Here is a 25,844-nt window from a genome sequence, read left to right as displayed (position 1 = left end):
ATCAGGTGTTCGCCGCCCGCATCTGCACCAATGCCGGGCGCAAACCGTCCAGCGCGTAGCCCGCCTTTGCCGTAGCTTCGAGAATTTCATCGGGGCTCATCTTGTCGCACTGCCCAAGGGCCCAAACGACAGAACAGCGGGTGCCCGAGGCACAGTAGGCAAGAACCGGGCCTTCGCAAGACTCGGCAAGGTCGCGCTGCCGTGCCACGTTCTCGGGCGTCATAGTTTGGTGCGTCAGTTCAAGCACCTCAAACTCGAGACCCGCATCCCGCACGGCCTGGCCGATTACCTCGGATTGCATGGCGGCAGGCACTTCGACATTCGGCCGGTTGCAGATGACCTTGACGAAGCCGGCGGCAACGATGGCGGGCACATCATCGACCGTAATCTGCGGCGAGACGAAATAGCGGGGCGTGATCTGTCGAATCTCCATGCCGATTTCTTAGGTCGCACAGTCAGCCCTGTCCAGTTCCACGGCGTGACCGTTCTTGCGCAATGCATTTTCTTCCACGGCGGCTTTTGCGGATTGATGTCTGTCAAGGCAGTTTGGTCGAAATCAGGTTAATATTCGATCGACTCGCGGCCCAGCGCCGGCCGCCGGATAGCGCGCGGGCGATTTTTTGCTGGGTTTGGGCGGGTCCTGTGTTGGTCTCAATCCTGTTACCTATATCAGGCAGGATGGCAGCATTTGGGAGGATGGCCATGACCACGAACGAGCTTTATTTCGAAGCCGAGCGGCTGGAGCGGAAACTGCACGGGGCAAATCTCGAGACCCGGCTGGCACTGCAGCCCAGCGTCACCAAGGTAATTGAACGCATGCGCGCTCAAGGCATGAGCGTACCATCGCGCTTCCGACGGCTGGACGCTGCCTTGATCGAAGATGCGGTTGAAGCCCAGTTCGACAATATGCCGATTTGACGCCGGCGGTCAGCCGAACGATATGCCAAGAATAACCAGCATCAGTCCTATGACGGACAGGAACAGCGCGCCCATGTTCCAAGGCAGCACCCGCTGAACGGCAGCCCGCAATTCGTCGTCAGTCAAGCCTGATCGACGAGCCTTCATCACGCGCAGAATGCACCAGACCAATCCTGCCAGCCCGGCCAATGACAGGCTGGCGCCTCCCCAGATGAACACGTCGAACATTGCGCCCCGCATCGTTCTGTTTCGCTGCCGATGCGCTTAGCGGATCGTTGCCGGCGGCACAAGGCAAGCAGCCCCATTGTTCGCTTGCGGCTGACCCGCCGGCACGGTATCCGACATGTTGCCCGTGACCCCGGCTAAAGAAATTTCCACTTGGGAGAGACGCATATGGAAGACATGACCGAAGACCAGGCCGCTGCGAACTACCGCGTGACCGCAGGCGAGCTGCGCCAGTTCATCGAACGGTTCGAACGTCTGGAGGCCGAAAAGAAAGACATCGCTGACCAGCAGAAAGAAGTGATGGCTGAGGCCAAGGCACGTGGCTACGACACCAAGGTGATGCGCAAGGTTATCGCGCTGCGCAAGCGTGACAAAGACGATATCGCCGAAGAAGAAGCGGTGTTGGAAATGTACAAGGAAGCCCTAGGCATGTAAGCCTCGGGCCTTCGGAGGCTTCGGTCAGCGACCCAGAAACCGCACTCCCGGCAACTTCTTGAGTCGTTCCAGATCCTGTGTGTAAAGCTCGGAAAACGCCGCGTGGATTTCGGCGCTCCACCCGGGGAAGTCCAGTTCCTCCTCGATTCTGTCCGGCAAGGCGTGCTGCGAAAAAACGGCAGCGAGGCGGTCGTGCAGGAGGGCCGGGTCCGTGTGCCCGACCTGTTGGATCTCTTCAATCTCCCGCTTGCCGTCTGCGTCAACCAGCGAGGACAGCAGCGAAAACTCCTCGGTCAGCGGTATTTCGGCGCTCAGACCGCACAGGCTGCGGATGATGTCCCCCCAGATCAACGGGCACTCCTCATTGGCCCAGACCGTAATGGAAACGGAGGGGGCAAGATCGTGAATATCCTCGATAAGGGTCAGCCAACTCAGGCAACTCAGGTCCGTTGACGCCAGAATGCTCTGGCGGGTTTCGTCCGGCAATGCCATCAATACCTTGGGTATGAAGCTGCCCGGATTCTGCAGCCCGATAAACAATTCGACCTCGTGTTCTTCGAAAGCCTGATCCAGCAAGGCCAGCCGACGACCTGCATGGGGGAAGAATTGGCCGTCCTTTATGGCGCTGTTCAGTTCTCCGATGAAGTCCGCAGTGCTCATGACCACCCGGCCGGTTTCCGGATCATCAGGAATTTGGGCTCTCAAACGCTCGAAGGCATCTGGTGTCAGCTTGCCTTCGTCCAGTGCATTCAGCGGCGTCTTGAATGCCTTCCGGAACCTGCGCGGACCAAACAGCACAATGCCGTTTTCCTGCAATACTTTGGCATTCGCCTTAAGCGATTTGAGCAGGAGCCCCCCGTCTGAATAAACCACACCGGAGTGAATGGCCACATGCATGTCGACCGCTGTCCTTGCCCTTCGATTGAATACGTTTCGGGGTTACAGGTTGAACGATAGACAGTCAAACCTGCCATTCTTTCGCAATGATAAAGATTGCCTGAGAACGTCGAAACTTGATTGTGGTCAACAGGACAGCGCCAGGAACAACCGGGTCGAGATGCCTCGCAACCACCGTTGCGGTGTACCGATCTGCGGCGTCTGTGTTGCAGATGATCGAGGCGATTTGATTTGGCGCCGATTTTCCGCATGTTGTTGCGCAATTCCGTCGCAAACCCGCTTGCCTTTATTGAGGCTTTCACCTAATCACAGCGCCATCGGCTCTATGGGATTACTTGTCTTTCGTTAGCCATGTAATCACAGTGGGTTGAAAAGGTGGGAGTGGTAGCCCGTTCTTGCCTGTGCCTGCAAAGGTATTTGAAAGCGTAATGCTTGCCCCTATAGCTCAGCTGGTAGAGCAACTGATTTGTAATCAGTAGGTCCGCGGTTCGAGTCCGTGTGGGGGCACCATCTTCTCCGAAAACTCAAGAAAGTTTGTACTTGTCTGAACGGCTTTCCGGCGGTGCGGTACGTTGTTTTCTATCCATCGTATTTATTTAACGCATCCCGCTCGCTTGGATGCGCTTGGCAGGGTTGTTCTCTGGGGTCTCAATCGCGAGGCCAATTCAGGATATGGCTGCGACATTCTTCTGCCACTTCTGGGAACTGTGTTCGCTCGCGGGTGTACAGATAGACATCACGAACGTCCGACAAATCCTCGATCGGACGGAAGGCAGTGTTTTCCGGCAAAAACCGTGCGACCGTTTCAGGCAGTATGGTCACCCACCGCCCGGTTGCGACCATGGCGATCAACGAGTGAGTGTTGTGCACCGTGATCGCAGACTCTGCGATTACGTCTTCGAAACCCGGATTTTCAATGAGTTGGCACAGCGAGTTGTGCACGAATCCCTTGGCCGCGACCTGGTTCAGCGTTGGTGGCTCGTGCGCGGTGATCAGGGCGTGATCAGCGGCGGCCACAAGCCCGAACCTGTCCTGAAACAGCGGCTCGGCCTGTATTCCGTTCAACGGGTGATGACCCGAGGCAATCCCCACATCCGCCCGCCCCTCGGCGAGGCTGTCCAAAACCTGTCGGGTGTCGGTGTCCCTCAACTCGATCTTCAGGCCGGGAAAGGTGCCGGACAGGTGGTCAAGCAGCGATGGAAACAGCAGTGCTGCCACCGAAGGGACGGAAACGATCCGGATCAGCCCTTGGGACGCTTTGGCCAGGGCTTCAATGCTTTGGACCGTGTCGTCAAATTGGCGCACCTGATTTTGGGCGAGGGCAAAGACTTCCGTCCCCAGAGGCGACAGCTGGTTCTTTCGCTCACCCAGGAACAAGCGTTTGCCGAGATGTTCTTCAAACTGTTTCAGGGTCATCGAGACCGCAGACTGAGTGCGACCCAGACGGCTTGCGGCTTCGGCAAGATTTCCGGACTGTGCGACTGTGCAAAAGCAGCGGAGCATTTCCAGTTTCAGTGACAAATTTCAGATTTCCTGAAGTTCATTAAATTTGTTTGAGTTTGCCTGATGTCCGGGCAGAGGTCTATTCTGTTCGTGAAACGTACCGGACCCGAGGCCCCTTGTGACAAAATTGAACCTGATTGCCGGCGAGTGGATGGCCGGCGACACCGCGATCGAGAACCGCAACCCCTCTGATCTGACGGATGTGATTGGCCTGTTCGCCCAGGCAAGCGCCGATCAGCTGTCCGCGACCCTTGATCGGGCACGTAACGCGCAGCTGGAATGGGCGGCTTATGGGTTGGAACGCAAGCAGGCGGTTCTGATGAGTATCGGGACAGAGTTGATGTCCCGCGCCGAAGAGTTGGGGCGCTTGTTGTCGCGAGAAGAGGGGAAGCCGTTTGCCGAGGGCAAGGGCGAGGTTTACCGCGCTGGGCAGTTCTTTACGTATTATGCGGCGGAATGCCTGCGCCAGATCGGCGAAAACGCGGACAGCGTACGTGAGGGCGTCGAAATCGACGTGCGCCGCGAACCGGTCGGGGTTGTCGCGGTAATCTCTCCTTGGAATTTCCCGACAGCTACGGCCGCGTGGAAGATCGCACCGGCCTTGTGTTATGGGAATGCCGTAGTGTGGAAGCCGGCCAACCTGACCCCCGCCTCAGCTGTGGCGTTGACCGAGATCATCGAGCGTCAGGACATTCCCAAGGGTCTTTTCAGTTTGGTCATGGGGTCAGGCGGCGCAATCGGACAAAGGCTGGTTGAGAGCCCTCAGGTAGATGCGATTTCGTTCACCGGATCGGTGCCCGTCGGCAAGGGCATTGCCGCAGCAGCCATCCAGAACCTGACCAAGGTGCAGATGGAGATGGGCTCAAAAAACGCGTTGGCCGTGATGGATGACGCGGATCTGGATCTGGCGGTATCACTGGCGCTGGGCGGAGCTTTTGGCGGCACCGGGCAGAAATGCACCGCCACTTCGCGGTTGGTGGTCCATGCCGCGATCTACGACGCGTTTGTCGAGAAACTTGTCGCCGGCTCAAAGGTACTGAAGGTCGGGCATGCCCTTGAGGAAGGCACGCAGATGGGCCCCGTCGTCAGCGAGCAGCAACTGCAAGAGAACCTGGCCTATGTCGAACTTGGCCAATCCGAAGGCGCCGAGCTGGCGTGCGGCGGGCATCGGCTGGAGCTGCAGCATGACGGGTATTACATGTCGCCCGGCGTGTTCGTGAACACGAACAACACCATGCGGATCAACAGGGAAGAGATGTTTGCCCCGCTGACCAGTGTGATCAAGGTCGACAGCTATGATGAGGCTTTGGCGATCGTGAATGACACGAATTTCGGCCTGACATCGGGCATCGTAACCCAGAATCTTGCGCGCGCGACGCATTTCCGGCGTCATGCAAGAACCGGTGTCGTGACCGTCAATTTGCCCACCGCAGGTACTGATTATCACGTTCCTTTCGGTGGCCGGGGCGACAGTTCGTATGGACCGCGCGAACAAGGCAAAGCGGCCGCCGAGTTCTACACCACTGTCAAAACCGCCTATATCAGCGCCGGGACCCCGATCTGATGCGGATTGACGGCCTGCAATATGCCAATTGGTCGGAAAAGATCTTCCGGCAATTGCGGGAAGGGGGCGTGGATGCCATTCACGTCACCGTCGCCTACCACGAGAATTTTCGTGAAACGGTTCAGAACCTCGAGAAATGGAACCGCTGGTTCGAGTTGTTCCCGGACCTGATCATGAAGGGACGATCGGCCAGCGACATCGATACCGCGCGTGACACCGGGCGTACGGCCGTTTTCTTTGGTTTCCAGAACCCATCACCCATGGAAGATGACATTGGGCTGATTGAAATACTGTACGATCTCGGTGCCCGGTTCATGCAGTTGACCTACAATAACCAATCCCTGCTGGCGACCGGCTGCTACGAGGCGGAAGACACCGGTATCACCCGGATGGGGCGGCAGGTGATCAAGGAGATGAACCGCGTGGGATTGGTCATCGACATGAGCCATTCGGCCGACCGCTCGACGATCGAGGCGGCCGACCTTTCCGCGCGTCCGATCGCCATCACCCACGCCAATCCGCATGAATGGGCGCCCGCCCTGCGCAACAAGCGTGACCCCGTCATCCGCGCCGTGACGGAAAGAGGTGGGATGCTTGGGTTTTCGGTCTACCCTCATCACCTGAAGGACAAGTCCGACTGCTCGCTGGAAAGCTTTTGCACCATGATTGCCCGAACGGCCGAAAAATACGGAACACAGCATCTCGGGATCGGAACCGACCTGTGCCAGGACCAACCCGACAGCGTTGTCGAGTGGATGCGTGTGGGTCGCTGGACCAAGGAAATCGATTACGGCGAAGGATCGTCTGCGAACCCGGGTTTTCCGCCGATGCCAAAATGGTTCCGGGACAATCGTGACTTTGACAAGACCGAGGCCGGCCTTCTCGCGGTTGGGATGACCTCGACCGAAGTCGCCGGGATCATGGGGCAGAACTGGTACCGCTTCTTTGCGGATAACTTCGGACCGGTCCAGAATTGACCGGACCGGGGCCGCATATCGCGCGCCGGGATCCGGCAACCGTTATGCGGCTCAGCAGGCTCGGGTCTTTGCACCAGTGCAGGCTCAGCTTCATGCGCGTTCTGACCCGCCGCCTGGCACGCGACAACTGGCGGTTTTCCACGCCGGTGTTCGAGATTGACGAGGCAGGTGTCGGACGGGCCGTCTATGTCGCACAGGGACCCGAACGCGCGTATTCTCTGGTGGCCTTCGCCCATGATCTTCCACCAGAAAAACGGTCGGACCGGGTGATCGCGGATGCTTGGGACGCGACCTTCACCCTATTTGACGGAATCCCTTCCGAAGCCGACCTTGACCGGCTTTCCCGCAATGTTCCGTTGCAGGAGGCCGGCCGGGTCAGCGAAACCGAACTGTCGCTATCCCGGGCCAATCGCTCGGTCCGATTGTGGACGCATGTCGTCGAAGCCCTGGCCGATGGTCGACAGCCGGATCTGGAGCAGATCCAAAAGGTTGGCTACCTGATGCGAACCACGGCCGTGTACGGATCGGGAAAATTCGGGGCCGCGGACCGGGAAAACATTGCAAACCGTCCGGAAACCGAGGGGCCGTTTCAGGCCGAGATGCTGTCGGTCTTCCTCACCCGCGCCTTCGTGCGGGACCTGGTCGAACACATGGCGCGCGCCAAAGGGGGAAGCAAGGCCGTCAGGATGGCCCCTGATATCGCGCGCCGCCTGGGCATAGGGAATTCCACGGGACTGGGCATGGCGCCCTTCCTGATCAATCATCCGGTCCTTCTGAACAACTGGATCATGGCGCGCGAGGAGGCAATCGCCCGGGTTCGAGCCGTGGAAACCGCGACCCAAGAAGAAATCAGTGTATTCCGGTCGGTGTTTGATCGCAGCCAATTGTCGATTGGCCAATGGCATTCGGAACATCCGATACAAGAGCGGAAACTGTCTGCTCTGAAATCGGACCTCGGGGCGATCGCGGGCTTTCTTCGCCATGACGAGCTTACTGGCCGAAGACCGTGGAACCGTCTGGTGGAGTGGTCGGAAACTGTTCTGAGCGAGGAGGGGCAGGAGTTGCTTCTTTCCCTGATCCTCGAACCCTATCCAGACTTGGTGGACGGTTTGTCAGGATGCATGGCAGATTCAAGCCCGCATCTGTACGAGATTGACGGCGCCATGCCGCTAGCCGATGTGCGGCAGGCGATCCGCGACGGTTTCGGTTGGGCGTTGGATCTGGACTGGGGCGCCCGGGAAGCCTGCGCAAGGGTCTGGTATGTATCGGAAGAAAAGCTGGAACCCAGACTGGGTGAGCGCTTTGACGAGCCGGTAGCCGAGTACGAACAACCGCTTGCCCCGGCACGGGATGCGGCAGCGGCATATTCGGCAATGGCCGATTGGGACACAGCCACGACCACCGCGGAATTTCTTCTGCGCCATCCTGAACATCGCCACACGATCCGCCGGGCGCAGATCAGCCGCAAGGCCCCCTACAGCGAGATCCGAGACAACACGATAGGTGCATCGGTTCTGCCGATCGACATGCTCCGCGCCAAACTGTCCTTTTTTGGCGCCACGCATTTCGATCCCCGCTCGGACCGTTGGGTCCGTATCTGCATGTATTCAGGCGCGCCTTACCCAGAGAATCTTTCGCCCGAAAATGCCGATTTCTGGGTTTATCCTGAGGTGCCGGTATGAATCTGTCGCTGAACGAGGTCGAAGGATTGGCAAAACGCGCGGCACGTGGGGCGGGTCATCACTGGGGGCCGGCCGAGGACGCCGCCAAAGCGACCCGCTGGCTGTGTCGTCAAGGTTTTGACGGCGCAGCCGCCTTGTCAGCGGTCCTGCGCCAGGAATTTGCTCTTCGGTTTGTTGCACACACGCCGCAGGTTCTCGGGGCGAATTGGCGTGCGCATGGGCAGATGTGCCCGTTGGGGGCGGGGATGCTGCTGTCAGATTGTTCGGAACATCTGGGCCGCGGGCCGATCGTTCTGCATAACGTTGCGGTTCCGCTGTTTCTCGTGCCGTTCGCTGGCAACGCTGCACGCCGATTGCAGACCACTGTGACCGTCGTCTGCGCTGAACTCAGTGCCACGACGGACGGGGAGGTCGTGGACGCTCCGGATCTTTGGCCGGAAAGCGCCACAAAGGTCACCGTAAGGATCGGCGGTACGCCCAACAAACTGCGCGCCAAGCGGACGCGCGCCCTGCCGGCGTCTGCGGCTCTTGCTTTTTTGAACACTCTGGCTCAACGCACCTATGCCCCCGCAACCGAGGAATCTCGCCGCTTGGGCGCCGGCGCTGGTTTGTCCGATAATGACTGAGGAGGCCGAGATGCCAGAAACCCGAACGTTGTCCCTTGCCGAAATCGAGGATCTGTCGCTGCGCGCTCTGATGGCGGCCGGCACGTCCGAGGACAACGCCCGGCCATTGGCGGTTGCGACCGCCGCGACCGAGGCGGATGGGGTGGCCAGTCACGGGCTGGCCTACATCCCGATCTATTGCGAGCACGTACAGTGTGGCAAGGTGGACGGGCGAGCACAGCCGGTGATGTCCGCCCCAAAACCGGGCGTGGTGGTCGTTGATGCGGCCACCGGTTTCGCGCACCCGGCGATCGACTTGGGGTTCGACGCGTTGATCCCGGCCGCACGCGGGCAGGGAATAGCTGCGCTGGCCATCCGCAACAGTTACAATTGCGGTGTGCTGGGGTATCACACCTATCGCTTGGCTCAGGCGGGCCTTGTTGGTCTGGGGTTCACCAATGCACCTGCATCCATTGCGCCGTCGGGTGGTTCACGGCCCGTCGTGGGCACAAACCCGTTTTCGCTGGCCGTTCCGGGTGCTGATGGGCAACCTGCCGTCTTGATCGACCAAAGTGCCAGCACGATCGCAAAAAGCGAGGTCATGAAGCACGCCCGCGAAGGAAAGCCGATTCCTGTCGGTTGGGCGCTGGACCCCGATGGCAACCCGACAACTGACCCGGCCGTGGGCCTCATGGGCTCGATGGCGCCTTCGGGCGGCTACAAGGGCGTGGGTGTCGCACTTCTGACAGAAGTAATGGCCGCCGCATTGACCGGGGCCACCTTGGGTATCCATGCTTCACCCTTTTCAGGAACCGTAGGCGGCCCGCCAAAAACCGGCCAGTTCTTCATTGCCATCGACCCCGGCGCTACGGCCGGGTCGGGGTTTGCCGCCAGTATCGCGGAACTGGCCGAGGCGATCCGCTATCAGGAAGGAGCGCGTCTGCCCGGCGATGGTCGGCGCGCCAAGCGCCTGCAGGCCAGCCAGGACGGGGTTGGTGTCAGCGTCGCGACGCTGGACAAAATCCACGCCATCCTGGCCTGACACCCGTTTCAGGCGGAAACAGGGGCAAGGCCGATGCCTCGCCCCCTCTGCATCACGCATTGATGATGTTGTGTTCCGGTCCGTACGGAAAGCCGGTGATATTTTCGGCCCCATCCTCGCCTACGACCAGAATGTCGTGCTCGCGATAGCCGCCCGCGCCGGGTTGACCTTCGGGAATCCACAGCATCGGCTCGATGGACACGACCATGCCCGGCTCGAGCACCGTGTCGATGTCTTCGCGCAGTTCCAGGCCCGCTTCACGACCGTAGTAGTGGCTGAGGATGCCGAAGGAGTGCCCATATCCGAACGAGCGGTATTGCAGCAGGCCCTGATCGGCGAAGAACCGGTTGATCTCGGCTGTGATGCCGGAACAGGTCGCGCCGGGTTTGATCAGGCTCAACCCCAGCTCGTGCGCGGCTACATTGGCCTGCCACAGGCGCAGGCTGTCGGCGTCGGGCTCGCCCAGGAACAGGGTGCGTTCCAGCGCGGTGTAATAGCCCGAGATCATCGGGAATGTGTTGAGTGACAGGATATCGCCATTCTGCAAGGCCCGCTTGGTGACCGGGTTGTGTGCGCCGTCGGTGTTCAGGCCCGACTGGAACCAGACCCAGGTGTCGCGGTACTCGGCGTCGGGATAGGCGCGGGCGATCTCGATCTCCATCGCATCGCGGCCGGCCATGGCGATCTCGATCTCGGTGGCGCCTTCACGAATCGCGGCATGGATGGCCGCGCCGCCCACGTCCGCCGTACGTGCGCCGCCTTTGATCAACTCGATCTCTTCGGCCGATTTCACCATCCGCGCGGCCATCGTGTCGGGGGCGATGTCCACAAGCTCGGGCTGGTTCAGCATGGACAGGGCCGTGTCGCGCGCGGCCAGCGTCATGTGGTCGCTTTCGATGCCGATCCGGCGGGCAGTCCCGATCAGGCTGGCTACGGCGCGCCAGTAGTTGTCGCGCTTCCAGTCGGTGTAGATTACGTTGTCTTCGACCGACCGACGCCAGGGCTGGCCCGCGTCGATATTCGCTGACACGGTGGTGCAGCTGTCCTGCGTCACCACGCAGCCATAGGGCCGGCCGAAGGCGCAGTACAGAAAGCCCGAGTAGTAGGCGATGTTCTGCATCGAGGTCAGCAGAACGACCGGGATGTCCCGCTGCGCCATGATGGCGCGCAGCTTGGCCAGCCGGCGGTCGTACTCGGCGCGGCTGAAGGGCAGGGGCGCCTTGTCGCCGTTGTGGCAGGTGAAGAATTCGGGGCGATTTGAAAGGTCTGTCATGTGCTCTCTCGTTTCTTTGCCGGACGTGCAAAGCCCGGCCACATGTCCCGGCGTACAGGACAGGCGGTCTCGGGGTCCGAGAGCCGATCACCCCCTTGGGCGCTGCGACGCCATCGCAGCAGGGGGCGAACAGAGAAATCGTTAGATCAGGCCACGCCGCCGGTCAAGCCGGCGTCAGCCCGCGCAGACGTTCCGACCGCCGCCGCAGCAGCTCGACCGTGGTCAGCAGGGCGATCGAGATGACAACGAGAATCGTGGCCACGGCCAGGATGGTCGGGCTGATCTGCTCGCGCAGGCCGGTGAACATCTGCCACGGCAGCGTCTTTTGGCTGGCCGATCCGACGAACAGCACCACGACCACCTCATCGAACGAGGTGATGAAGGCGAACAGCCCGCCCGAGATCACGCCCGGCAGGATCAGGGGCATCTGAATCTTGAAGAAGGTCCGCACCGGACCCGCACCCATATTCGCAGCAGCCCGCGTCAGCGAACGGTCAAACCCGACCAGCGTGGCGGTCACGGTGATGATGACGAAGGGAATGCCCAGAACGGCGTGGGCCAGGATCACCTTAAGGTAGCCCACAAAGGTCTTGTTCATGCCCAAAGTGCCTTCAAGGAAGCGGCCGATGTCGCTGTAGAAGAAGAACATGCCCGTCGCCGAGATGATCAGCGGCACGATCATCGGAGAAATCAGGATCCCCATGATGGCGCGCCGCCCCGGCACATGCGATTGGCTGAGACCGATGGCCGCCAGCGTTCCCAGCGTTACCGATATGATCGTGGCGATGGGCGCGATGATCAGCGAGTTCTTGAAGCTGCGCTGCCATTCGTTGTTGGTGAAGAAATCCTGGTAATGCTTCAGCGAATACCCTTCGGGGTCCAGCCGCAGCATCTCGGGCGTAAAAGTAAAGAAGTCCTGCGCGTTGAACGACAGCGGAAGAACCACCAGAATCGGCGTGATCAAGAAGACGAAGATTGCGCCGCAGATCACCCGGAACAGGTAGTGATAGAACACCTGCTGCGCCGTCAGATAAGGCAGCAGCTTGCGGCGGTATCGGCCCTCGTACAGCCAGAATGTGAACCATGCGAAAAACCAGCCGCCCAAGAAGCCGAGCACACCGCCCATCGGCCCGGAAACCGCGAAGCCGACGGACGCGAAACCGATGATGTTGATCCAGTAGGCAAGCCTCTCGTTCTTGAGGACCGAGATGTAGATCCAGGCCAAAAGGGCCGTCAGCGCCGCGCCGCCGATCATTCCCAGGGGGACCGAGCCGTTTCCGGCGCCGACAAACATGCCGGCAAACGCGCCGGCCAGTGCGACGCTGGGAAGGACCATGGATAGGGGCTTGCGCGAAATTGGTGTCAGTGCGGCCATGTCGGTTACCCCAGCTTCACGTTATCGATGCCCACGATCTTGTCGTAGACCCAGTAGAGGATCAGAACCACTGCCAGCAGGATCGTCCCCAATGCTGCAGCCAGGCCCCAGTTCAACGACGACGATATGTGATAGGCAATCCGGTTCGAGATGAAAACACCCTTGGTGCCGCCCACGATTTCGGGCGTGATGTAGTAGCCGATTGCCAGAATGAACACGAGAATCGATCCCGCTCCGATGCCCGGGATGGATTGCGGGAAGTAGATCCGCCAGAACGTGGTCCAGTTCGTCGCGCCCATGGATTTGGCCGCGCGGGTGTAGGATGGCGGAATCGTCTGCATCACCGAATACATCGGCAGGATCATGAACGGCAGCAGGATATGCGTCATGGCAATGATCGTGCCGATCTGGTTGTTGATGATGATCAGCCGGGCGTCATCTGCGACCAGCCCGAGCCAGACGAGGGTATCGTTTATGACGCCCTGCTGCTGCAGCATGACCTTCCATGCGGATGTCCGCACCAGAAGCGACGTCCAGAAGGGCAGCAGAACCAGAATCATCAGCAGGTTCGACACGCGCATTGGCAGGGTCGCCAGCAGGTAGCTGACCGGATAGGCCAGCAGGATGCAGGCCCCGGTGATTACCAGCGACATGAACAACGTACGCCCGAACAGCTTGATGAGAATCTGCTTGTCTTCCGGCTGAGCCTGAGCACCTTCCGGGGTGCGCCGCATGTCGATTGCGTTCAGGAAGTAACCGTTGGTGATCGGAACCGCATGGGTTTTGATCACGCGCCACGTCTGCGGGTCCCCCCAGCCGTCGTGGATCTCGATCAGCTTTTCCTTGAACGGACCGTCGGCTTCAGGATCCAACCGTTTGATCTTGCGGCCTGACTGGCGGAACAGCGAAGACATGCCGGTTTCTTCGTAGTTCAGACGCGTGCCAAGCCGGGTGTGTTCCTTGTTTTCGATCGCGACCACCATGTCACGAACGAAGGCATCATAGACGTCCTCGCCCGGCAATTCGCCGCTGGTTTCATCCCAGTTGTCCAGCGCTTCGACCGTCAGGGGCAGGGTTTCCGAGACAATTCCGTTTTCGACTGACCGAAACAGCATCGATGCAATCGGTACGAGGAAGGAAAACAGCACGAACAGAAGCAAAGGCGCGATCAGCATAAGCGCGCGCAGTTTCTGACGTCGCAATGAACGCGCCAGCGATTGCTTGAGCGGCGTTCCGTCCGCTGCCAGCATGGGTCCTGCGGTTTGGCTTGCGTCAGTCATCAGTGCCTCTTGTTTGTGCCCGGGTCAGATGGCGGCGCACCGCCACCTGACGTTTCTTCAGAGATTCAAGCGCTTATTGCGCCAACCACGCCTGGAATTTGGCGTCGATGTCATCGCGGTAGTCAGCCCAGAACTCGTAGTTGTAGAGGAACGTGTTCTTGGCGTTTTCCGGATCGGTCGGCATGTGCGGAGCCATGTCGATTCCCAGTTCGGCATGCTTGCCGACCAGCGGAGCAGACGAAGCGCGAGCCGGGCCGTACGAGATGTACTTGGCCTGATCCGCCAGGCGCTGGGTGTCGGTCGCGAACATGATGTAGTCCAGCGCGCGTTGCTTGCGCTCTTCGCTCAGACCGGCGGGAATGATCCAGCCGTCCAGATCGAAGACCTGCGCGTCCCACAGCATGGCGACGGGCTGCTTCTGCTCTTCGATGACGCTGAACAGGCGGCCATTGTAGGTCGAGCCCATGACGACTTCGCCGTCAGCCAGCAGCTGGGGCGTATCGGCGCCGGCGGACCACCAGACGACGCTGTCCTTGATGGTGTCCAGCTTCTTCAGAGCACGGTCCTGGCCTTCGTCGGTTGCCAGAACGTCATACACTTCGTCCTTCGGGACGCCGTCGCACAGCAGGGCCCATTCCATGTTGTTGATCGGGCGCTTTTCCAGCGACCGCTTGCCGGGATAGGTCTCCAGGTCGAAGACCGCGCAGATGTCGGTCGGCGGGTTGTCTCCGACCATGTCGGTCCGATACCCAAAGGTGGTCGAATACACGATCTGAGGGATGAAGCATTCGCTGACCAGCAGATCGCCGAAGTCTTCCGAAGCCGGAGTTCCGTCCGGCGCAGGCGCCAGCTGGGTATCCGGGTCGATTTCCATCGCCAGACCTTCGTCACACAGACGGATCGCGTCCGCGGCAACCACGTCGACCACATCCCATGTGATGTTGCCCGCCTCGTTCATGGCGCGCAGTTTGGCCACGGCCTCGGCCGAGCTGTCATCGTTCAGGATGGTGACGCCGGTCTTTTCCGAATAGGGCTCGTGATAGGCCTTGAGCTGCGACTTGGAATAGGCGCCGCCCCAGGACACGATCGTCATTTCTTCGGCGGAAACTCCGCCTGCTGCAGTTGCCAGAGCAACAGCTGTCAGCATTGTGGTGGTACGTTTCATATGTAGCTCCCAGTTTTTCCCGTTTTATGATTTGTCGACCAACGCACGGGTTTTCGTCGGTCGGTTCTTTCGGCTTGGGGGCGGATTGCGAAGCCGGGCGCGCCTAGGCGTCCAGAGCGCGGCAATCCTGCGCCAGCCATCCGATCTCGATCTCCTGACCCGGTGTCAGCCTGACGGCGTCAGGGGCATTCCGGGTCTTGACGATGAATTCATCATTGCCGGCCACCGACATGCGGAACCTGAATACATCGCCCATGTAGATGAATTCCTTGACCACAGCCTTGAGCGTATGCGCTTCGGGGCTGAGGCGATCCTTGTTGAATTCCACGCGCTCGGGCCGGATCGAGACCTTGGTCCGTTCCCCCGGTTGGCTCACGTTGATCGGAACCGCATCGATCTCGGATCCATCGTCCAGCGTGACGACGCATTTCCCGCCATCGACGGATTTCAGAACGCCTTCCAGCGTGTTGTTCTCACCGATGAACTGCGCAACGAAACTGTTCTCCGGTTCTTCATAAAGCTGGTCCGGCGGTGCAAGCTGCTGGATCCGCCCATCGTCAAAGACCGCTACGCGATCCGACATGGTCAGCGCTTCGGTCTGGTCGTGGGTCACATAGACGGTCGTGATCCCCAATTCATGGGCCAGACGCGTGATTTCAAACTGCATGTGCTCGCGCAGCTGTTTGTCCAATGCGCCCAGCGGTTCGTCCATCAGAACCAATTCGGGTTCGAAGACCAGCGCGCGGGCCAAGGCGATACGCTGTTGTTGTCCGCCTGACAGCTGCGCAGGTCGGCGGCTGCCGAAGGCACCCATCTGCACCATGTCGAGGGCGCGCTGGACCTTTTCTTCGCGCTCGGACTTGCCGATTTTTCGGACTTCCAGCGGAAAGGCAAGGTTCTCGGCCACCGTCATGTGCGGGAACAGGGCATAGTTCTGGAACACCATCCCGATGCCACGCTTGTGCGGCGGAATGTTGTTGATCGGTCGCCCATCCAACAGAATTTCGCCATGCGTCGCAGTTTCGAACCCGGCCAGCATCATCAGGCAAGTGGTCTTGCCAGATCCCGATGGGCCCAACATTGTCAGAAACTCGCCCTTTGGCATCGCGAGGTTAAGGTCTTTGACGACAAGATTTTCGCCGTCATACGATTTTTGAACGCGTTGAAATTCGACAAACGCGGCGTCGCTAGAAGTGCCGGTCACAAGACCCCCTGTTGCGTCAATTCTTGATCCGGTTGGTCCGGATTTCATTGATCCCTGAGTACATTAAAGACGCAGCAATGTCCGGCTGGCAAGACTCAATGACAAAAACCAATCCCCATTGGGTGGGATTCAGGGATTTTGCGCAGTGTTGAGGCGCCGCATGTGCCACGCAAGGGTCTGATTGCTGGACAGGACCGGTTTGCCGATCTGTTCATGGATCTGCGGGATGGCGTCCAAAGTACGAAGGTTGGTGCAGCTGAGAAAAACAGCTTCGACCGCACTGTCCGAACCCAGCCTCACCGCGGCGTCAACGATGGATTGCGTTGAAATCCGGACGACCTTTGATTCTTCGGAAATCCCAAAGGTGCCGAACACATCCATCAGGACCCCTTGATCGGCGAAGGCCGCGCGAAGCGCCGTGTTGACCTGCTCCACATAAGGGGACAGCAGTGCAAAGCGTGACACACCCAATTCGCGCGCCTGCGCAACCGCGGCGCGCAGCGGGTTGGTCACCGTTTGCACATCACAAGTCTGCTTTATCAGTTCTTCGACCTTTTCCGACCCGATGACCGAGCTTGCCGAGGTGCAGGCGTAACCCACAACCCGGAAGGGGCGCGCCTTGGGCAGTAAATCTGCCGCCGCTGGAAGCGCATGCTTCATGCGAGTCAACGTCTTGGTCGTGACCTGCGGGTCGCTGGTTATGCGCGAGACATAAATGGGTGAAGGGTCGCCGGCAAAAAGCCTGCGGAAATCGCCTTCGATCGTCTCGTCTGTCTGCAGAACGATCAGGCCAAGCGGAGATATGTCCGGGTCATCCGTGTCCAGAGAAAATGGCAGTGTTGTCATACCTCGGGAATCTCCCGTCGTGCCTTGGGGCTCAGGAACCGCGGGGCGCCTTCGGTGACCAGCACATTTTCCTCGTGGACAAGTATTTTGCCACCGACCTCAATACCTGGCTCCAGCGTCAACACCATTCCGGGTTTCAGAACCGTGTGATCCGTTGGGATGAGCGAAGGCCACTCGGTCAATGACATGCCCAATCCGTGGCCCAGGCGCCCGGCTTCGGTCCCGCCGCCGCCACGGGACAGGACCGAGCTCATCGTGTGATACAGGTCCGAGGCCGTCGCGCCCGGTCTGGCCTGCTCGAACGCCGCCTCGGTCGCATCGATCAGCGCGTGGTGCGCCGCGCGCACGGCGGGACTGGCCGGGCCGACTGACCAGTTGCGGTCGAAATCGCAAAAATACCCATCCCAGACCAGCCCGGTATCCAACATAAGCACGTCGCCCGGCTTCAACGGTCGTTGGGTTGCCGGTGAGATCACGTCGCCATATCCGCCTTGGTCGGCCGCGCCGGCAAGATAAGGCACCCAATCGGCGCCTGCGTCGAGACACAACATCTGGAACCGTCGAAAGACCTGATCCAGAGGAACACCGGCCGATGCAATCTCAGGAACCCGCTCAAAAGCCTGTCCCGCGATCAGGCAGGCGGTTTCGATCTTTTTGATTTCGGCTTGAGATTTGACCATGCGCAGGTCGCGCAGAATGCCAAGGTCGCCGGTGATCCTGCGGCGGTCGATTTCGGATTTCAGACGCCCGAAATCTGCAAGCGGCATCCGCAAGTGCGTTTCATGCCCATCGGGACATCCGATCAAGCCGCCGTCCGGAACAAGTTCGCGCAGGGTTTCGGCCAGCAACGATACTCCGTCGTCTGCCAGATCCGGGGCGGACCAGGTGCGGATGTCTTCGATCCAGGTCTGCGCCATCAAGGCCGCGCCAATCGACGGGATCACCGCGACAGGTTTGCCGGTCGCAGGAACGACAAGGAACCAGGGGCGCGTCGGGCTTTCCCAGAACCGGGTCAGAAAGCCGCTGAAATACCGGACGTCGGGCTCGGTCGTCAGCAGCAGGGCGTCCAGGCCATGCTCTTGCATGAGATCCTGTGCACGCGCAGTTCTGTCCGCGAACTCGGCTTGTTCGAACCCTCTCACGAGGCTTGCTCGGTCACGATGCACAAAACGCGGTCCTGTGGTCCGATATTGAGCAAGTTGCGGCTATCGGCATCCAGAACGGCGGCCAGTCCGGCGCCGCCTGACGCAGTCGTTTCGAACCCGGCCTCTGCCATGACCGGAAGCTGAGCGGCCACGGTGTCATCCTCCAGCGTCAGAAACTGATCGGCATCCCGCGCCAGTCCATTCAGTGCAATCAGCGATGGCTCCTTGCAATCCAGCCGTCCCATGATGCTGTCCGGACCGTCTGCAAAAACCGGCGCGCCGGCTTGGATGCTGGCCATCAGCGCCGGGGCTGCGGCCGGTTCGACCACGATGATCTTGGGGTCGTCTCCCCAAGCCTTTCGGAAACATGCGGCAACGGCGCCCGCCATGCCTCCTACTCCGGCCTGCAGCAGGATCAATGTCGGAGGTTCGGGACACTGATCAACCGCCTCGACAGCCATTTGAACGTACCCCTCCATCAAGAGATGGGGCAGGTCATAATACCCTTCCCAAGAGCTGTCTGACAGAAGCGTCCAGTCGTTGTCGTTCGCCGCGCGGCTTGCGGCGCTCATGCTTGCGGCGTAATCGACGCCTTCGCGCACCACTCGCGCACCTTGCGCCGAAAGGCGCTGAGCAAAGCTCTCGGGCACGGTTTCAGAAATGAACACTACGGCATTCGCACCAAAAACGCGCGCACCCGCAGCCATGCTTAGGCCGTGGTTCCCGGCGCTGGCCGTTACATAAGTACGGCCAGCAAGGGATGTGTTGTCGGGTGTCTCGGTGGCTTCGCTCGCTTGGTAGGCGATGACATAGGCCGCGCCCAATGCCTTGAACGACCCGAGATTCATCCGCGTCCGTTCATCTTTGATCCACAGGCGGGAAACGGGCGCCAAACCGGGTGCTTCGGTCAGTGGTGTCACGCCGGAGGCCGGACACAGAGAAAGAAGCTGCGCCAATCGGTTAGAGTTGGTTGAAGGGAAGGGGGCCTGAGAAAGCAGTTTGCCTTTGCCCCGATACGGGTTGGTAACGGTCTTCATCGCGGCCTCCCTCAACGATCCGGCAGACGTCATAGAAATGCAGTCAGTCTGTCAAGGCAAAGGAGTGAAACGCGAGAAATGCACACTTCCTGCTCCCTAGGAAAAGTGGCCGCCTGCCCTGAACCAATCGGCGTTGATCAGGCTGGCGAATTGACCGCTTGCGGTCTTTGCAATCGGTATGGGTGCGTGTAAGTGTTCGGCACGTGATCCGGCGCCGGTGCATCAGACCGGCCGGATGCGGGCGTGATGGAATGGTAGACATATCGGACTTAAAATCCGAAGGCCCTAGCGCCGTGTGGGTTCGAGTCCCACCGCCCGCACCAAACACACTGGTCGACTTGGCCGAGGGCGATCGTCAGACCGGATAACCCAGCTTGGAGATCAGCCGCCAGATGTCCTGGTTCGCCGCCGACAGCTGCGCGACGACATCCTCGATTTCCTGCATCGCCTGTTCGTCGACCGTATCTTCGCGTCCCAGCTTGATGTCGGTTTTTCGATCGGCAATGCGCATCAGGATCGTTTTGGGGTTCCCGGTTTCCTGGTCGAAGGAATAGATGCAGTGGTTGAACTTGTTGCGGATGCCAGACAGACGGCTGAGCCGCTGCGTGTGCTCTAGGATCGGATCACGAACCGAGGCCGGCCTTCCGTCCATCTTTGCCAGACGCTCGACCAGATCAATTCGGGCGCGGGTCGTGTTCAGGGTCAGGAAAATGATGACGGCTACGTCTTTGCTGGTCCCCGAGAGGCCGGCAATCAGATGAATCAGCAGGCTTTCGGTGTTCGTCCAGACATAGTTCAGGCGGCCGACCAAAAGGATCAACCGATCGAACCTGGCTTCGAAGTCGTCAGTCAACCGAGGTTCGGTGCGCGTCCTGCGCCGCCGCCTCAAAGAAGAAATGCGCCGCTGCCGTTCTGTTGCTGACACCGATCTTGCCCGACACGTTGTGCATGTGCAGCTTGACCGTGTGTTCGGTGATACCCAACTGGGCAGCGATCGCCTTGTTGCTTTTGCCTTCGGAGACAAGTTGCAGAACCTGCTTCTCGCGCCGGGTCAGTTTTGACAACAGAGGGCCAGCCGCAGGGGATTTCGGAGTTTCTCGGGCCGTAGTCGCACCTGTCGCGCACGGCTTCGATGCAACGCAATTGGCCACAAATCCCGGCAGGTACAACTCTTCATGCATCAGCAGCCGCAGGATCGCGCGCCATGCGTCCGGAGCGACGTTCATCGGAAGAAACCCGATTGATCCGTACCGGGATCGGTCCCATCGCTCGAAAACGAAACGGGCTGCGTCCTCTTTGCGGTATGCGAAGGCAAGGCATCCCGGCATGGACGATCGGACATAATCGGAGGGACGGGCCAGCAGATCCTCCATCATGATCTGATCCACGACAACAATCTTGCCGGAACCCTCAGCATTGCTGGCTTGGGACAAGAATGCCGCGAGAGATTCAAACCGATGGGCTGCCACACCGAATTCGTGCTGAACGCTTCGCAGGGTTTGGTTGGAGTAGAAGAGCTCTTTCCCAATAAAAACAATCATAAAATCTTCGTTTTCGTCGATCGTGCAGGAACTGTTACTTAATTCGGAAATGCTCATTCTTGTGCCCCCCTAAATACCCCGGATTACGTCCTGAATTGGCCGTTATTGGCCGAGGTGAAACTGAATAAAAACAATCTAAAATCTGTGTTGAGCATACCAGAAAGTTCAGTTTTCGACAACTGTACGGCTTTGGGAATCACCGGGTTTTAGAACTTTCGATTAAGGTCGTTTGACGGTCAGGCCGCTTAAATATCGGGATTCAAATAACTAAATTTTTCCGGCTTTTGTGGCAGGCCAATTCGGCTTCGAACTCGACCCTGAAACGCGTGTTCAAGTAATACATTAAGCAAAACAGCGTTTTAGTGATGTTAATACTTTCTGCCAGCTAGGCAGACGGAACTGCATCTGTACCCTGTGTCGTGCTTCAATTTGCGAAGTGTACTTGTACCTGGCGTGTCTGCGGCCCGCGTATTTTCGCGTGATTTTGAGCAGTCACGGAATCGGCTTGGCCGAGAAAGGGGGGTGACAACACATCATTCGAAAGACAAGGCCGCAGACATGCGCAGTTTCGCGAATGGATGCTCAATAATATTTTTCAACCGCGCCGAATATCGCTTTGTAGATGAATGGCGGTCTGGCGCTTCAAAAATGGAAGATTGTTATGCGACGCAATGTGAACAATACCAATGTCACGACCGTTGACGAAGTTAATGTTGAAAATCTCGATGCTCCGATCTCGGTGGATATGCCCGTCGAAGAAGCAAGTATCGAGGCTGACTTGACCGCGCAGCAACAGCAGCAGGGTCAGGAAGTTCAAAACGCCGTTAACAACGAAGACGAACAGAACCAGGCTCAGGCTCAGGCGACCGAGGTCGCAAACGAACAGGCCCAGGGTCAGGATCAGGGCCAGGCGCAGCAGCAGGGCCAGCAGCAAGGTCAGCAGCAATCGAACGTCAATGGCGGCGATGACAGCAACAGCATCGCAAACTCGATCAACATCGATTTCGGTGAAGGTGAGTGGATCCCGCGCGACGATGACCAGGTCGATCTGGATATCGGTGACTCGGCATCGATCGGTGATGTCATCACGGCCGGAAACGACGTGAATTATGATCCCGGCGATGATCTGAACCTGTCCATCTCGATGAATGGTGACGGCAATGACATGTCGTCGATCAACAACCAGTTGGCCAGCCTGAGTGACGATGACACGCTGGATTCGCCCAGCCTTTCGAATGACGGCTCGTTCTATCAGAACGGCAGCGCGACGGGCGGTTCGGCCTATGCCGAAGAGGGCATTGGTTCCTCCTCCGGCGGCGGTAATTCGGGTTCCGGCGGAACCAGCTACGGCGGTGCCGCAAGCGGCGAGACCAATGGCAGCCACGCATTCGCGTTGGGCGGCCACACCGGCAATGCCGGCGCGGCTTCGCAAGGCGGCAACGGTGCGGCCTCGGGCGGCGCCAACAACACGAGCCTGGGTCTTGGTCTGTCGGGCGCCGAAGCCAGTGGCGAAAGCACGGCTGGCAATGGCGGCAACGCCAACAGCACCTCCAGCGCCAACAACACCGGCAGTTCGAATGCCAACGGCCAGGGAACTGGCGGTGAAGGCGGTAATGCCGGCTCGATCGGTCTTGGCCTTGGTCTGGGACTGTCCGGCGCCAACTCGGAAGGCAATGCCAACGGTGGTGAAAACGCGACCGGTTCGATCGGCGCGGGCCTTGGCCTGGCCGGAAACGAGTCGGGTGCGAACGGCGCCAATGGTGGCAACGGCGAGTCATCGAACTCGGGTTCTGCATCGAACAATAGCACCGGTACGACCGAAGCGAATGAAGCGACGGCCGGAAGCAACACGGGTGCGGGCATGGCTGGCAGCGGCGCGCAAAGTGGCGCCAATGGCACCGGCGGGCCTGGTTCCGGTGGCACGGGTTCCGGCGGCTCGGGCTCGGGTGGTGAAGGTGCTGGCGGCGAAGGCTCTGGTGGCGAGGGATCCGGCGGATTCTCGGCCATGGTCGAAGCAGCCATTGCAGCGCTGAACCAGGAAATCGCGGATGGTGGTCCGGCCTTGAATGCGGCTGATACCGACGCTGCGACCGGTGGCGGCGGAACCACGGGCAACAACCCGGGTACCGGCGGAGCGGGCACCGGTGGTGCTGGAACCGGCGGCGCAGGAACCGGCGGTGCCGGAACCGGTGGCGCAGGGTCCGGCGGAGCGGGCACGGGCGGCAGCTCGGCAGCCAACTCTGGCGCACAGGGCGTCGGTGATCTGGCCGCAAGCGGTCCGAATATCAGCCAGTCGCCCGGTGACGTGAACGGTGCGGCCAGCAACCCGCAGACGTCGACTGGAACCGGCGGATCCGGCGGTTCGAACGCGGCCAATGGCGCGGCAAATGGAACCGGTTCGGGTTCGTCCAGTGCAGAAGGCGCTGGCGGAGCCGGTGGGACCACGACGCCAACGTCCACCTCGTCCGGTAACGGTGCGGGTTCTGCGGATGCGGTCAACACGGCCGGTACCGGTGGTGCGGCAGAAGTCTTTGCTGACGCTGACACAAACGGTTCCGCCGACAGTCTGGCCGAAGCCATCGCGGGATACGGCGGCGCGTCGTACACCGACAACGATGCCAACTCGACCGGATCCGGTAGCGCGACTGGCGCGGCCAGCTCGGGAGCCGGTGGTGCAGGCGGTGCGTCTGCGGCCAATGGTGGTACCAGCGGCTACGCCATGGGTAGCGCCATGTCCGGCGATACCACGGGTGGCGCAGTCACCGGTGGCAGCGCGGCCGGCGCCTATTCAGGTGACGGCGGAGCCGGCGGCAATGGCGGCACCTGGGGTTCCAACAATGGTGGCGACGGTATCGTCACCGGTGAATCCTACGCGTCGGCAGCAGCAGTGGTCGATACCTCGGCCTTCAACCAGACGATCGTCATGGGCGCCAACGTGCTTGGCAACTCGGTCGATACCACGATGGTTGGCGGTTCGATGAGCTCGACCTACGCGAGCGACGACACCGAGGCATAATGCCTGACCCCGGAGGCCGCGATTTCGGCCTCCGGTCTTTGATGAAAACACCGGGGCCGTGTTTCATGGCCTCGGTCCAACTTAACCCAGACCCGGAAATTTTCTGCCGGAAAGGGTGACAGGGATAGTCCAGATGTCACTTGACAGCATTACGGAAACGATCGCGCATTTTATTGGTACTTTTCAGCTCACGATGGAACAGGCCATCCTGCGGCAGCAATACGAGGAGTTTACGGCGCTCCGACGGCTGGCCGAAGTTGAAGGCCTGGAGGATCCGATCAGGATTGTCGTCAAGGCCGATCTGGATCTGAAGCCCAAGGACTACGACCCGCTTCCCTACCGTTTCCCCGAACCGCCCGCGGACCCGCAGTTGCCGCTGCCACCCGCCGGTCCGATGCTCGAGTCGAGCATCCAGATCGGTGACCCGTTGGCGCCGGGCGGATTCGTTCCGCAGTCCGAATTGCCTATCTCGGTCGGGCCGCAATTCTTGATGTTGCAGCCGCAGGTCGTCAGCGACCTGATAGGGTCTGCCGTCACTTACACATTCCAGACATTGGTCCTGCGCGACAATGATACCGTCGGCGCGGGCGACTTCCGCGATGCGGCGATGCTGACAGCGCAGGCCGAGGCCGCGCTGGACGTGGCGCAGTCGCTTCATGCGATGGCGGTGCCTTCACTGGCGATACCGGACTACATGACGCCAGAATACATGGATACGCTGGTCGAACAGATAACGACACCGATGAACGGATCGGTCCAAGGTGTCACGGTTCACCAATTCCAAGGTGAAGACGCGGAAGGCATCATCGTAAACGGTCAACACGTGTCGGAGGCTCCGGTCTGGAGCGATCTTCTGCCGGCCTACCACCAGCCCGAGGAGGCTGAGGAAAATCTGGTGTCACAGTCCTATCCGGCCGAGTGGAGCCAGTCCGAGGGGCCGGAGTCACACGAGGGTCATACCGTTGTCACCGGCGGCAATCTTGCGATCAACGAAGTCGCACTGAACGTCGGTTGGGTGGATGCCCCCTTCATCGCCGTGGGTGGACAAGCGATCAGCCTGACGATGATCAGCCAGGTCGCGCTGGTATCAGATGTTGATGTCGGAAACACCGGCAGCGGCGCGGGCACCAACGTAGTCCAATCCGCCCAGATTGAAACCGAGGCGAATCCTGCGCCGTGGCTTGCCGGAACCTCGGCTGTCGCTGGTGCGGCCGGGCAGCCGTCCTTTTTGACCGTCGATTGGATCCATGGCGATCTGGTGGTTGCCAACTTCCTCAAGCAGGTCATCAACGCCACCGACATCGACCATATCCAGACCGAGATTTCCGCATCTTCGACCATGTATGCGATGGGTGGCAACCAGATGGTCAACGTGGCCGATATTGTTCAACTCGGCAGTTACTATGACTTGATCATGATCGGCGGCGACATGATCTCGGTCGACATGTTGTTCCAGACGCTTGTCCTGATGGATGACGACGTGGTGTCGGGCGGCCTAGCCGGACCTGCCGGAGGTGCGAACGAAAACCTGCTGATGAACCAGGCCTCGGTGATGACCAACGGCCTGGACCTGCAGGAGGCGCTTGAGGAGAACATGGCCGAGGCCATGGCTCTGAATGAGATGAACATGGCCGCGCTCGAGGACGCATTGCTGAACGATCCGATGTTCGCGGGTATGGAGCAGATGCGCGTTCTGAAGATCGACGGAAACCTGCTGCAGGTGAATATTCTCGAGCAGGTCACGATGCTTGCCGATCAGGATGACATTTTCCTGTCCGGTCCGCATGGGGCCAGTACCGAAGTCGTGGCCGGCAGCAACGCGATGCTGAATGCGGCCAACATCAACAAGCTGGGCGTGGACTCCGTGGTCATGGCCGGGCAGGGCGCGTATTCCGAGCTTTTGCTGCACCAGGCCAGTCTCATCGACTTGCCCGAGAATGAGATCAGCCCGGAATTTGCCAACGAAGCCATCGCAATCCTGATGGAGGAGGCAATGACCGCCGGGCAAGCAGTCAGCGGCCCGACCGCTCCTGTCCTGACCCCTGAAGACTTGGACGCCAATGTAGGAATGCAATCCATCCTGACCTGATTTTCCCTTTTTTACGAGTGACCGG

Annotated in this window: 23 protein-coding genes and 2 tRNA genes; 11 read left to right on the top strand and 14 right to left on the bottom strand. The window is 59.8% G+C overall.

The genetic code is table 11. From position 1 onward, the window contains the following. Position 1: 1 nt before the first annotated feature. The gene (locus K3752_RS11960; protein WP_260063352.1) at positions 2-433 is read right to left on the bottom strand and encodes a TIGR01244 family sulfur transferase; all 432 of its coding nucleotides are present in this window, start codon (positions 431-433) and stop codon (positions 2-4) included. 269 nt (positions 434-702) lie between these two features. Between K3752_RS11960 and K3752_RS11955 the strand changes: the two genes are divergently transcribed. After that, positions 703-918 carry a hypothetical protein gene (locus K3752_RS11955; RefSeq protein WP_170337604.1) on the top strand — a complete coding sequence of 72 codons (216 nt, stop codon included), beginning with the start codon at positions 703-705 and terminating at the stop codon, positions 916-918. Positions 919-927: 9 nt separating this feature from the next. On the opposite strand, the gene K3752_RS11950 is transcribed toward K3752_RS11955, so the two are convergent. Further along, on the bottom strand, positions 928-1,146 hold the full coding sequence (locus K3752_RS11950; RefSeq protein WP_170339991.1) for a hypothetical protein: 219 nt from the start codon (positions 1,144-1,146) through the stop codon (positions 928-930). A gap of 165 nt (positions 1,147-1,311) precedes the next feature. Here K3752_RS11950 and K3752_RS11945 point away from each other — a divergent pair, with 165 nt between their 5' ends. Next, a complete protein-coding gene (locus K3752_RS11945) occupies positions 1,312-1,578 on the top strand; it encodes a DUF2312 domain-containing protein (protein WP_093962669.1) in 267 nt (88 codons plus the stop codon). 24 nt (positions 1,579-1,602) lie between these two features. Here the strand turns inward: K3752_RS11945 and K3752_RS11940 are convergent, their stop codons facing one another. Continuing rightward, on the bottom strand, positions 1,603-2,475 hold the full coding sequence (locus K3752_RS11940; protein ID WP_260063351.1) for a hypothetical protein: 873 nt from the start codon (positions 2,473-2,475) through the stop codon (positions 1,603-1,605). A gap of 434 nt (positions 2,476-2,909) precedes the next feature. Between K3752_RS11940 and K3752_RS11935 the strand changes: the two genes are divergently transcribed. Beyond that, positions 2,910-2,985, top strand: a tRNA-Thr gene (locus K3752_RS11935). Positions 2,986-3,123: 138 nt separating this feature from the next. Here K3752_RS11935 and K3752_RS11930 read toward each other — a convergent pair. Further along, complete coding sequence (locus K3752_RS11930; RefSeq protein ID WP_311201686.1) at positions 3,124-3,978, bottom strand: LysR family transcriptional regulator; 855 nt, start codon at positions 3,976-3,978, stop codon at positions 3,124-3,126. Positions 3,979-4,129: 151 nt separating this feature from the next. Between K3752_RS11930 and K3752_RS11925 the strand changes: the two genes are divergently transcribed. Genes K3752_RS11925 through K3752_RS11905 form a run of 5 tightly spaced genes read left to right on the top strand, consistent with a single transcriptional unit; the run spans position 4,130 to position 9,848 of the window. Then, positions 4,130-5,542 carry an aldehyde dehydrogenase family protein gene (locus K3752_RS11925; protein ID WP_409233619.1) on the top strand — a complete coding sequence of 471 codons (1,413 nt, stop codon included), beginning with the start codon at positions 4,130-4,132 and terminating at the stop codon, positions 5,540-5,542. Continuing rightward, positions 5,542-6,519 (top strand): dipeptidase, encoded by a 978-nt coding sequence (locus K3752_RS11920; protein ID WP_260063348.1) that lies wholly within the window; start codon positions 5,542-5,544, stop codon positions 6,517-6,519. The genes K3752_RS11925 and K3752_RS11920 overlap by 1 nt, the downstream gene beginning before the upstream one ends. Positions 6,520-6,563: 44 nt before the next feature. Then, entirely contained in the window at positions 6,564-8,201 is a 1,638-nt protein-coding gene (locus K3752_RS11915) for a hypothetical protein (protein WP_260063347.1), read from the top strand. Continuing rightward, positions 8,198-8,827, top strand: a complete 630-nt coding sequence (locus K3752_RS11910; protein WP_260063346.1) for a DUF3726 domain-containing protein — start codon at positions 8,198-8,200, stop codon at positions 8,825-8,827. The genes K3752_RS11915 and K3752_RS11910 overlap by 4 nt, the downstream gene beginning before the upstream one ends. Positions 8,828-8,837: 10 nt before the next feature. After that, positions 8,838-9,848: an Ldh family oxidoreductase gene (locus K3752_RS11905; RefSeq protein WP_260063345.1), complete on the top strand. Its 1,011-nt coding sequence runs from the start codon at positions 8,838-8,840 to the stop codon at positions 9,846-9,848. Between the two features lie 52 nt (positions 9,849-9,900). Here the strand turns inward: K3752_RS11905 and K3752_RS11900 are convergent, their stop codons facing one another. The 8 genes from K3752_RS11900 to K3752_RS11865 all read right to left on the bottom strand — a co-directional run bounded on the left by K3752_RS11900 (position 9,901) and on the right by K3752_RS11865 (position 19,173). Continuing rightward, a complete protein-coding gene (locus K3752_RS11900) occupies positions 9,901-11,121 on the bottom strand; it encodes an aminopeptidase P family protein (protein ID WP_170338068.1) in 1,221 nt (406 codons plus the stop codon). Positions 11,122-11,284: 163 nt separating this feature from the next. Continuing rightward, positions 11,285-12,496 carry an ABC transporter permease gene (locus K3752_RS11895; RefSeq protein WP_170338070.1) on the bottom strand — a complete coding sequence of 404 codons (1,212 nt, stop codon included), beginning with the start codon at positions 12,494-12,496 and terminating at the stop codon, positions 11,285-11,287. Positions 12,497-12,501: 5 nt separating this feature from the next. Further along, complete coding sequence (locus K3752_RS11890; RefSeq protein ID WP_170358337.1) at positions 12,502-13,776, bottom strand: ABC transporter permease; 1,275 nt, start codon at positions 13,774-13,776, stop codon at positions 12,502-12,504. 73 nt (positions 13,777-13,849) lie between these two features. Further along, a complete protein-coding gene (locus tag K3752_RS11885) occupies positions 13,850-14,941 on the bottom strand; it encodes an extracellular solute-binding protein (protein WP_093962659.1) in 1,092 nt (363 codons plus the stop codon). 103 nt (positions 14,942-15,044) lie between these two features. Continuing rightward, entirely contained in the window at positions 15,045-16,193 is a 1,149-nt protein-coding gene (locus tag K3752_RS11880; protein WP_174819681.1) for an ABC transporter ATP-binding protein, read from the bottom strand. An 81-nt stretch (positions 16,194-16,274) separates the two neighbouring features. Further along, entirely contained in the window at positions 16,275-16,991 is a 717-nt protein-coding gene (locus tag K3752_RS11875; protein ID WP_260063344.1) for an aspartate/glutamate racemase family protein, read from the bottom strand. Beyond that, entirely contained in the window at positions 16,988-18,076 is a 1,089-nt protein-coding gene (locus K3752_RS11870) for a Xaa-Pro peptidase family protein (protein WP_260063343.1), read from the bottom strand. The genes K3752_RS11875 and K3752_RS11870 overlap by 4 nt, the downstream gene beginning before the upstream one ends. A gap of 53 nt (positions 18,077-18,129) precedes the next feature. Continuing rightward, complete coding sequence (locus K3752_RS11865; protein ID WP_260063342.1) at positions 18,130-19,173, bottom strand: pyridoxal-phosphate dependent enzyme; 1,044 nt, start codon at positions 19,171-19,173, stop codon at positions 18,130-18,132. A 237-nt stretch (positions 19,174-19,410) separates the two neighbouring features. Between K3752_RS11865 and K3752_RS11860 the strand changes: the two genes are divergently transcribed. Then, a tRNA-Leu gene (locus K3752_RS11860) sits at positions 19,411-19,496 on the top strand. 32 nt (positions 19,497-19,528) lie between these two features. Here K3752_RS11860 and K3752_RS11855 read toward each other — a convergent pair. Both K3752_RS11855 and K3752_RS11850 read right to left on the bottom strand, forming a co-directional pair. Continuing rightward, positions 19,529-20,026 carry a hypothetical protein gene (locus K3752_RS11855; protein WP_093962654.1) on the bottom strand — a complete coding sequence of 166 codons (498 nt, stop codon included), beginning with the start codon at positions 20,024-20,026 and terminating at the stop codon, positions 19,529-19,531. Then, a complete protein-coding gene (locus K3752_RS11850; RefSeq protein ID WP_260063341.1) occupies positions 20,019-20,771 on the bottom strand; it encodes a response regulator transcription factor in 753 nt (250 codons plus the stop codon). Before K3752_RS11850 ends, K3752_RS11855 begins: the two co-directional genes overlap by 8 nt. Before the next feature lie 604 nt (positions 20,772-21,375). Here K3752_RS11850 and K3752_RS11845 point away from each other — a divergent pair. Next, a complete protein-coding gene (locus K3752_RS11845; RefSeq protein WP_260063340.1) occupies positions 21,376-23,730 on the top strand; it encodes a hypothetical protein in 2,355 nt (784 codons plus the stop codon). A 133-nt stretch (positions 23,731-23,863) separates the two neighbouring features. Further along, the gene (locus tag K3752_RS11840) at positions 23,864-25,819 is read left to right on the top strand and encodes a type I secretion protein (protein WP_260063339.1); all 1,956 of its coding nucleotides are present in this window, start codon (positions 23,864-23,866) and stop codon (positions 25,817-25,819) included. Positions 25,820-25,844 lie beyond the last annotated feature (25 nt).

The organism is Ruegeria sp. B32, from assembly GCF_025141855.1.
GTDB classification, from domain to species: Bacteria; Pseudomonadota; Alphaproteobacteria; order Rhodobacterales; family Rhodobacteraceae; genus Ruegeria; species Ruegeria arenilitoris.
This window is presented reverse-complemented; position numbering and strand designations above follow the sequence as displayed.

Bases quoted from the DNA above. Each gene is read 5' to 3' on its own strand.
- K3752_RS11960 (WP_260063352.1), bottom strand. From the start codon at position 433: ATGGAGATTCGACAGATCACGCCCCGCTATTTCGTCTCGCCGCAGATT.
- K3752_RS11955 (WP_170337604.1), top strand. From the start codon at position 703: ATGACCACGAACGAGCTTTATTTCGAAGCCGAGCGGCTGGAGCGGAAA.
- K3752_RS11950 (WP_170339991.1), bottom strand. From the start codon at position 1,146: ATGTTCGACGTGTTCATCTGGGGAGGCGCCAGCCTGTCATTGGCCGGG.
- K3752_RS11945 (WP_093962669.1), top strand. From the start codon at position 1,312: ATGGAAGACATGACCGAAGACCAGGCCGCTGCGAACTACCGCGTGACC.
- K3752_RS11940 (WP_260063351.1), bottom strand. From the start codon at position 2,475: ATGCATGTGGCCATTCACTCCGGTGTGGTTTATTCAGACGGGGGGCTC.
- K3752_RS11930 (WP_311201686.1), bottom strand. From the start codon at position 3,978: ATGCTCCGCTGCTTTTGCACAGTCGCACAGTCCGGAAATCTTGCCGAA.
- K3752_RS11925 (WP_409233619.1), top strand. From the start codon at position 4,130: ATGGCCGGCGACACCGCGATCGAGAACCGCAACCCCTCTGATCTGACG.
- K3752_RS11920 (WP_260063348.1), top strand. From the start codon at position 5,542: ATGCGGATTGACGGCCTGCAATATGCCAATTGGTCGGAAAAGATCTTC.
- K3752_RS11915 (WP_260063347.1), top strand. From the start codon at position 6,564: ATGCGGCTCAGCAGGCTCGGGTCTTTGCACCAGTGCAGGCTCAGCTTC.
- K3752_RS11910 (WP_260063346.1), top strand. From the start codon at position 8,198: ATGAATCTGTCGCTGAACGAGGTCGAAGGATTGGCAAAACGCGCGGCA.
- K3752_RS11905 (WP_260063345.1), top strand. From the start codon at position 8,838: ATGCCAGAAACCCGAACGTTGTCCCTTGCCGAAATCGAGGATCTGTCG.
- K3752_RS11900 (WP_170338068.1), bottom strand. From the start codon at position 11,121: ATGACAGACCTTTCAAATCGCCCCGAATTCTTCACCTGCCACAACGGC.
- K3752_RS11895 (WP_170338070.1), bottom strand. From the start codon at position 12,496: ATGGCCGCACTGACACCAATTTCGCGCAAGCCCCTATCCATGGTCCTT.
- K3752_RS11890 (WP_170358337.1), bottom strand. From the start codon at position 13,776: ATGACTGACGCAAGCCAAACCGCAGGACCCATGCTGGCAGCGGACGGA.
- K3752_RS11885 (WP_093962659.1), bottom strand. From the start codon at position 14,941: ATGAAACGTACCACCACAATGCTGACAGCTGTTGCTCTGGCAACTGCA.
- K3752_RS11880 (WP_174819681.1), bottom strand. From the start codon at position 16,193: ATGAAATCCGGACCAACCGGATCAAGAATTGACGCAACAGGGGGTCTT.
- K3752_RS11875 (WP_260063344.1), bottom strand. From the start codon at position 16,991: ATGACAACACTGCCATTTTCTCTGGACACGGATGACCCGGACATATCT.
- K3752_RS11870 (WP_260063343.1), bottom strand. From the start codon at position 18,076: ATGCAAGAGCATGGCCTGGACGCCCTGCTGCTGACGACCGAGCCCGAC.
- K3752_RS11865 (WP_260063342.1), bottom strand. From the start codon at position 19,173: ATGAAGACCGTTACCAACCCGTATCGGGGCAAAGGCAAACTGCTTTCT.
- K3752_RS11850 (WP_260063341.1), bottom strand. From the start codon at position 20,771: ATGAGCATTTCCGAATTAAGTAACAGTTCCTGCACGATCGACGAAAAC.
- K3752_RS11845 (WP_260063340.1), top strand. From the start codon at position 21,376: ATGCGACGCAATGTGAACAATACCAATGTCACGACCGTTGACGAAGTT.
- K3752_RS11840 (WP_260063339.1), top strand. From the start codon at position 23,864: ATGTCACTTGACAGCATTACGGAAACGATCGCGCATTTTATTGGTACT.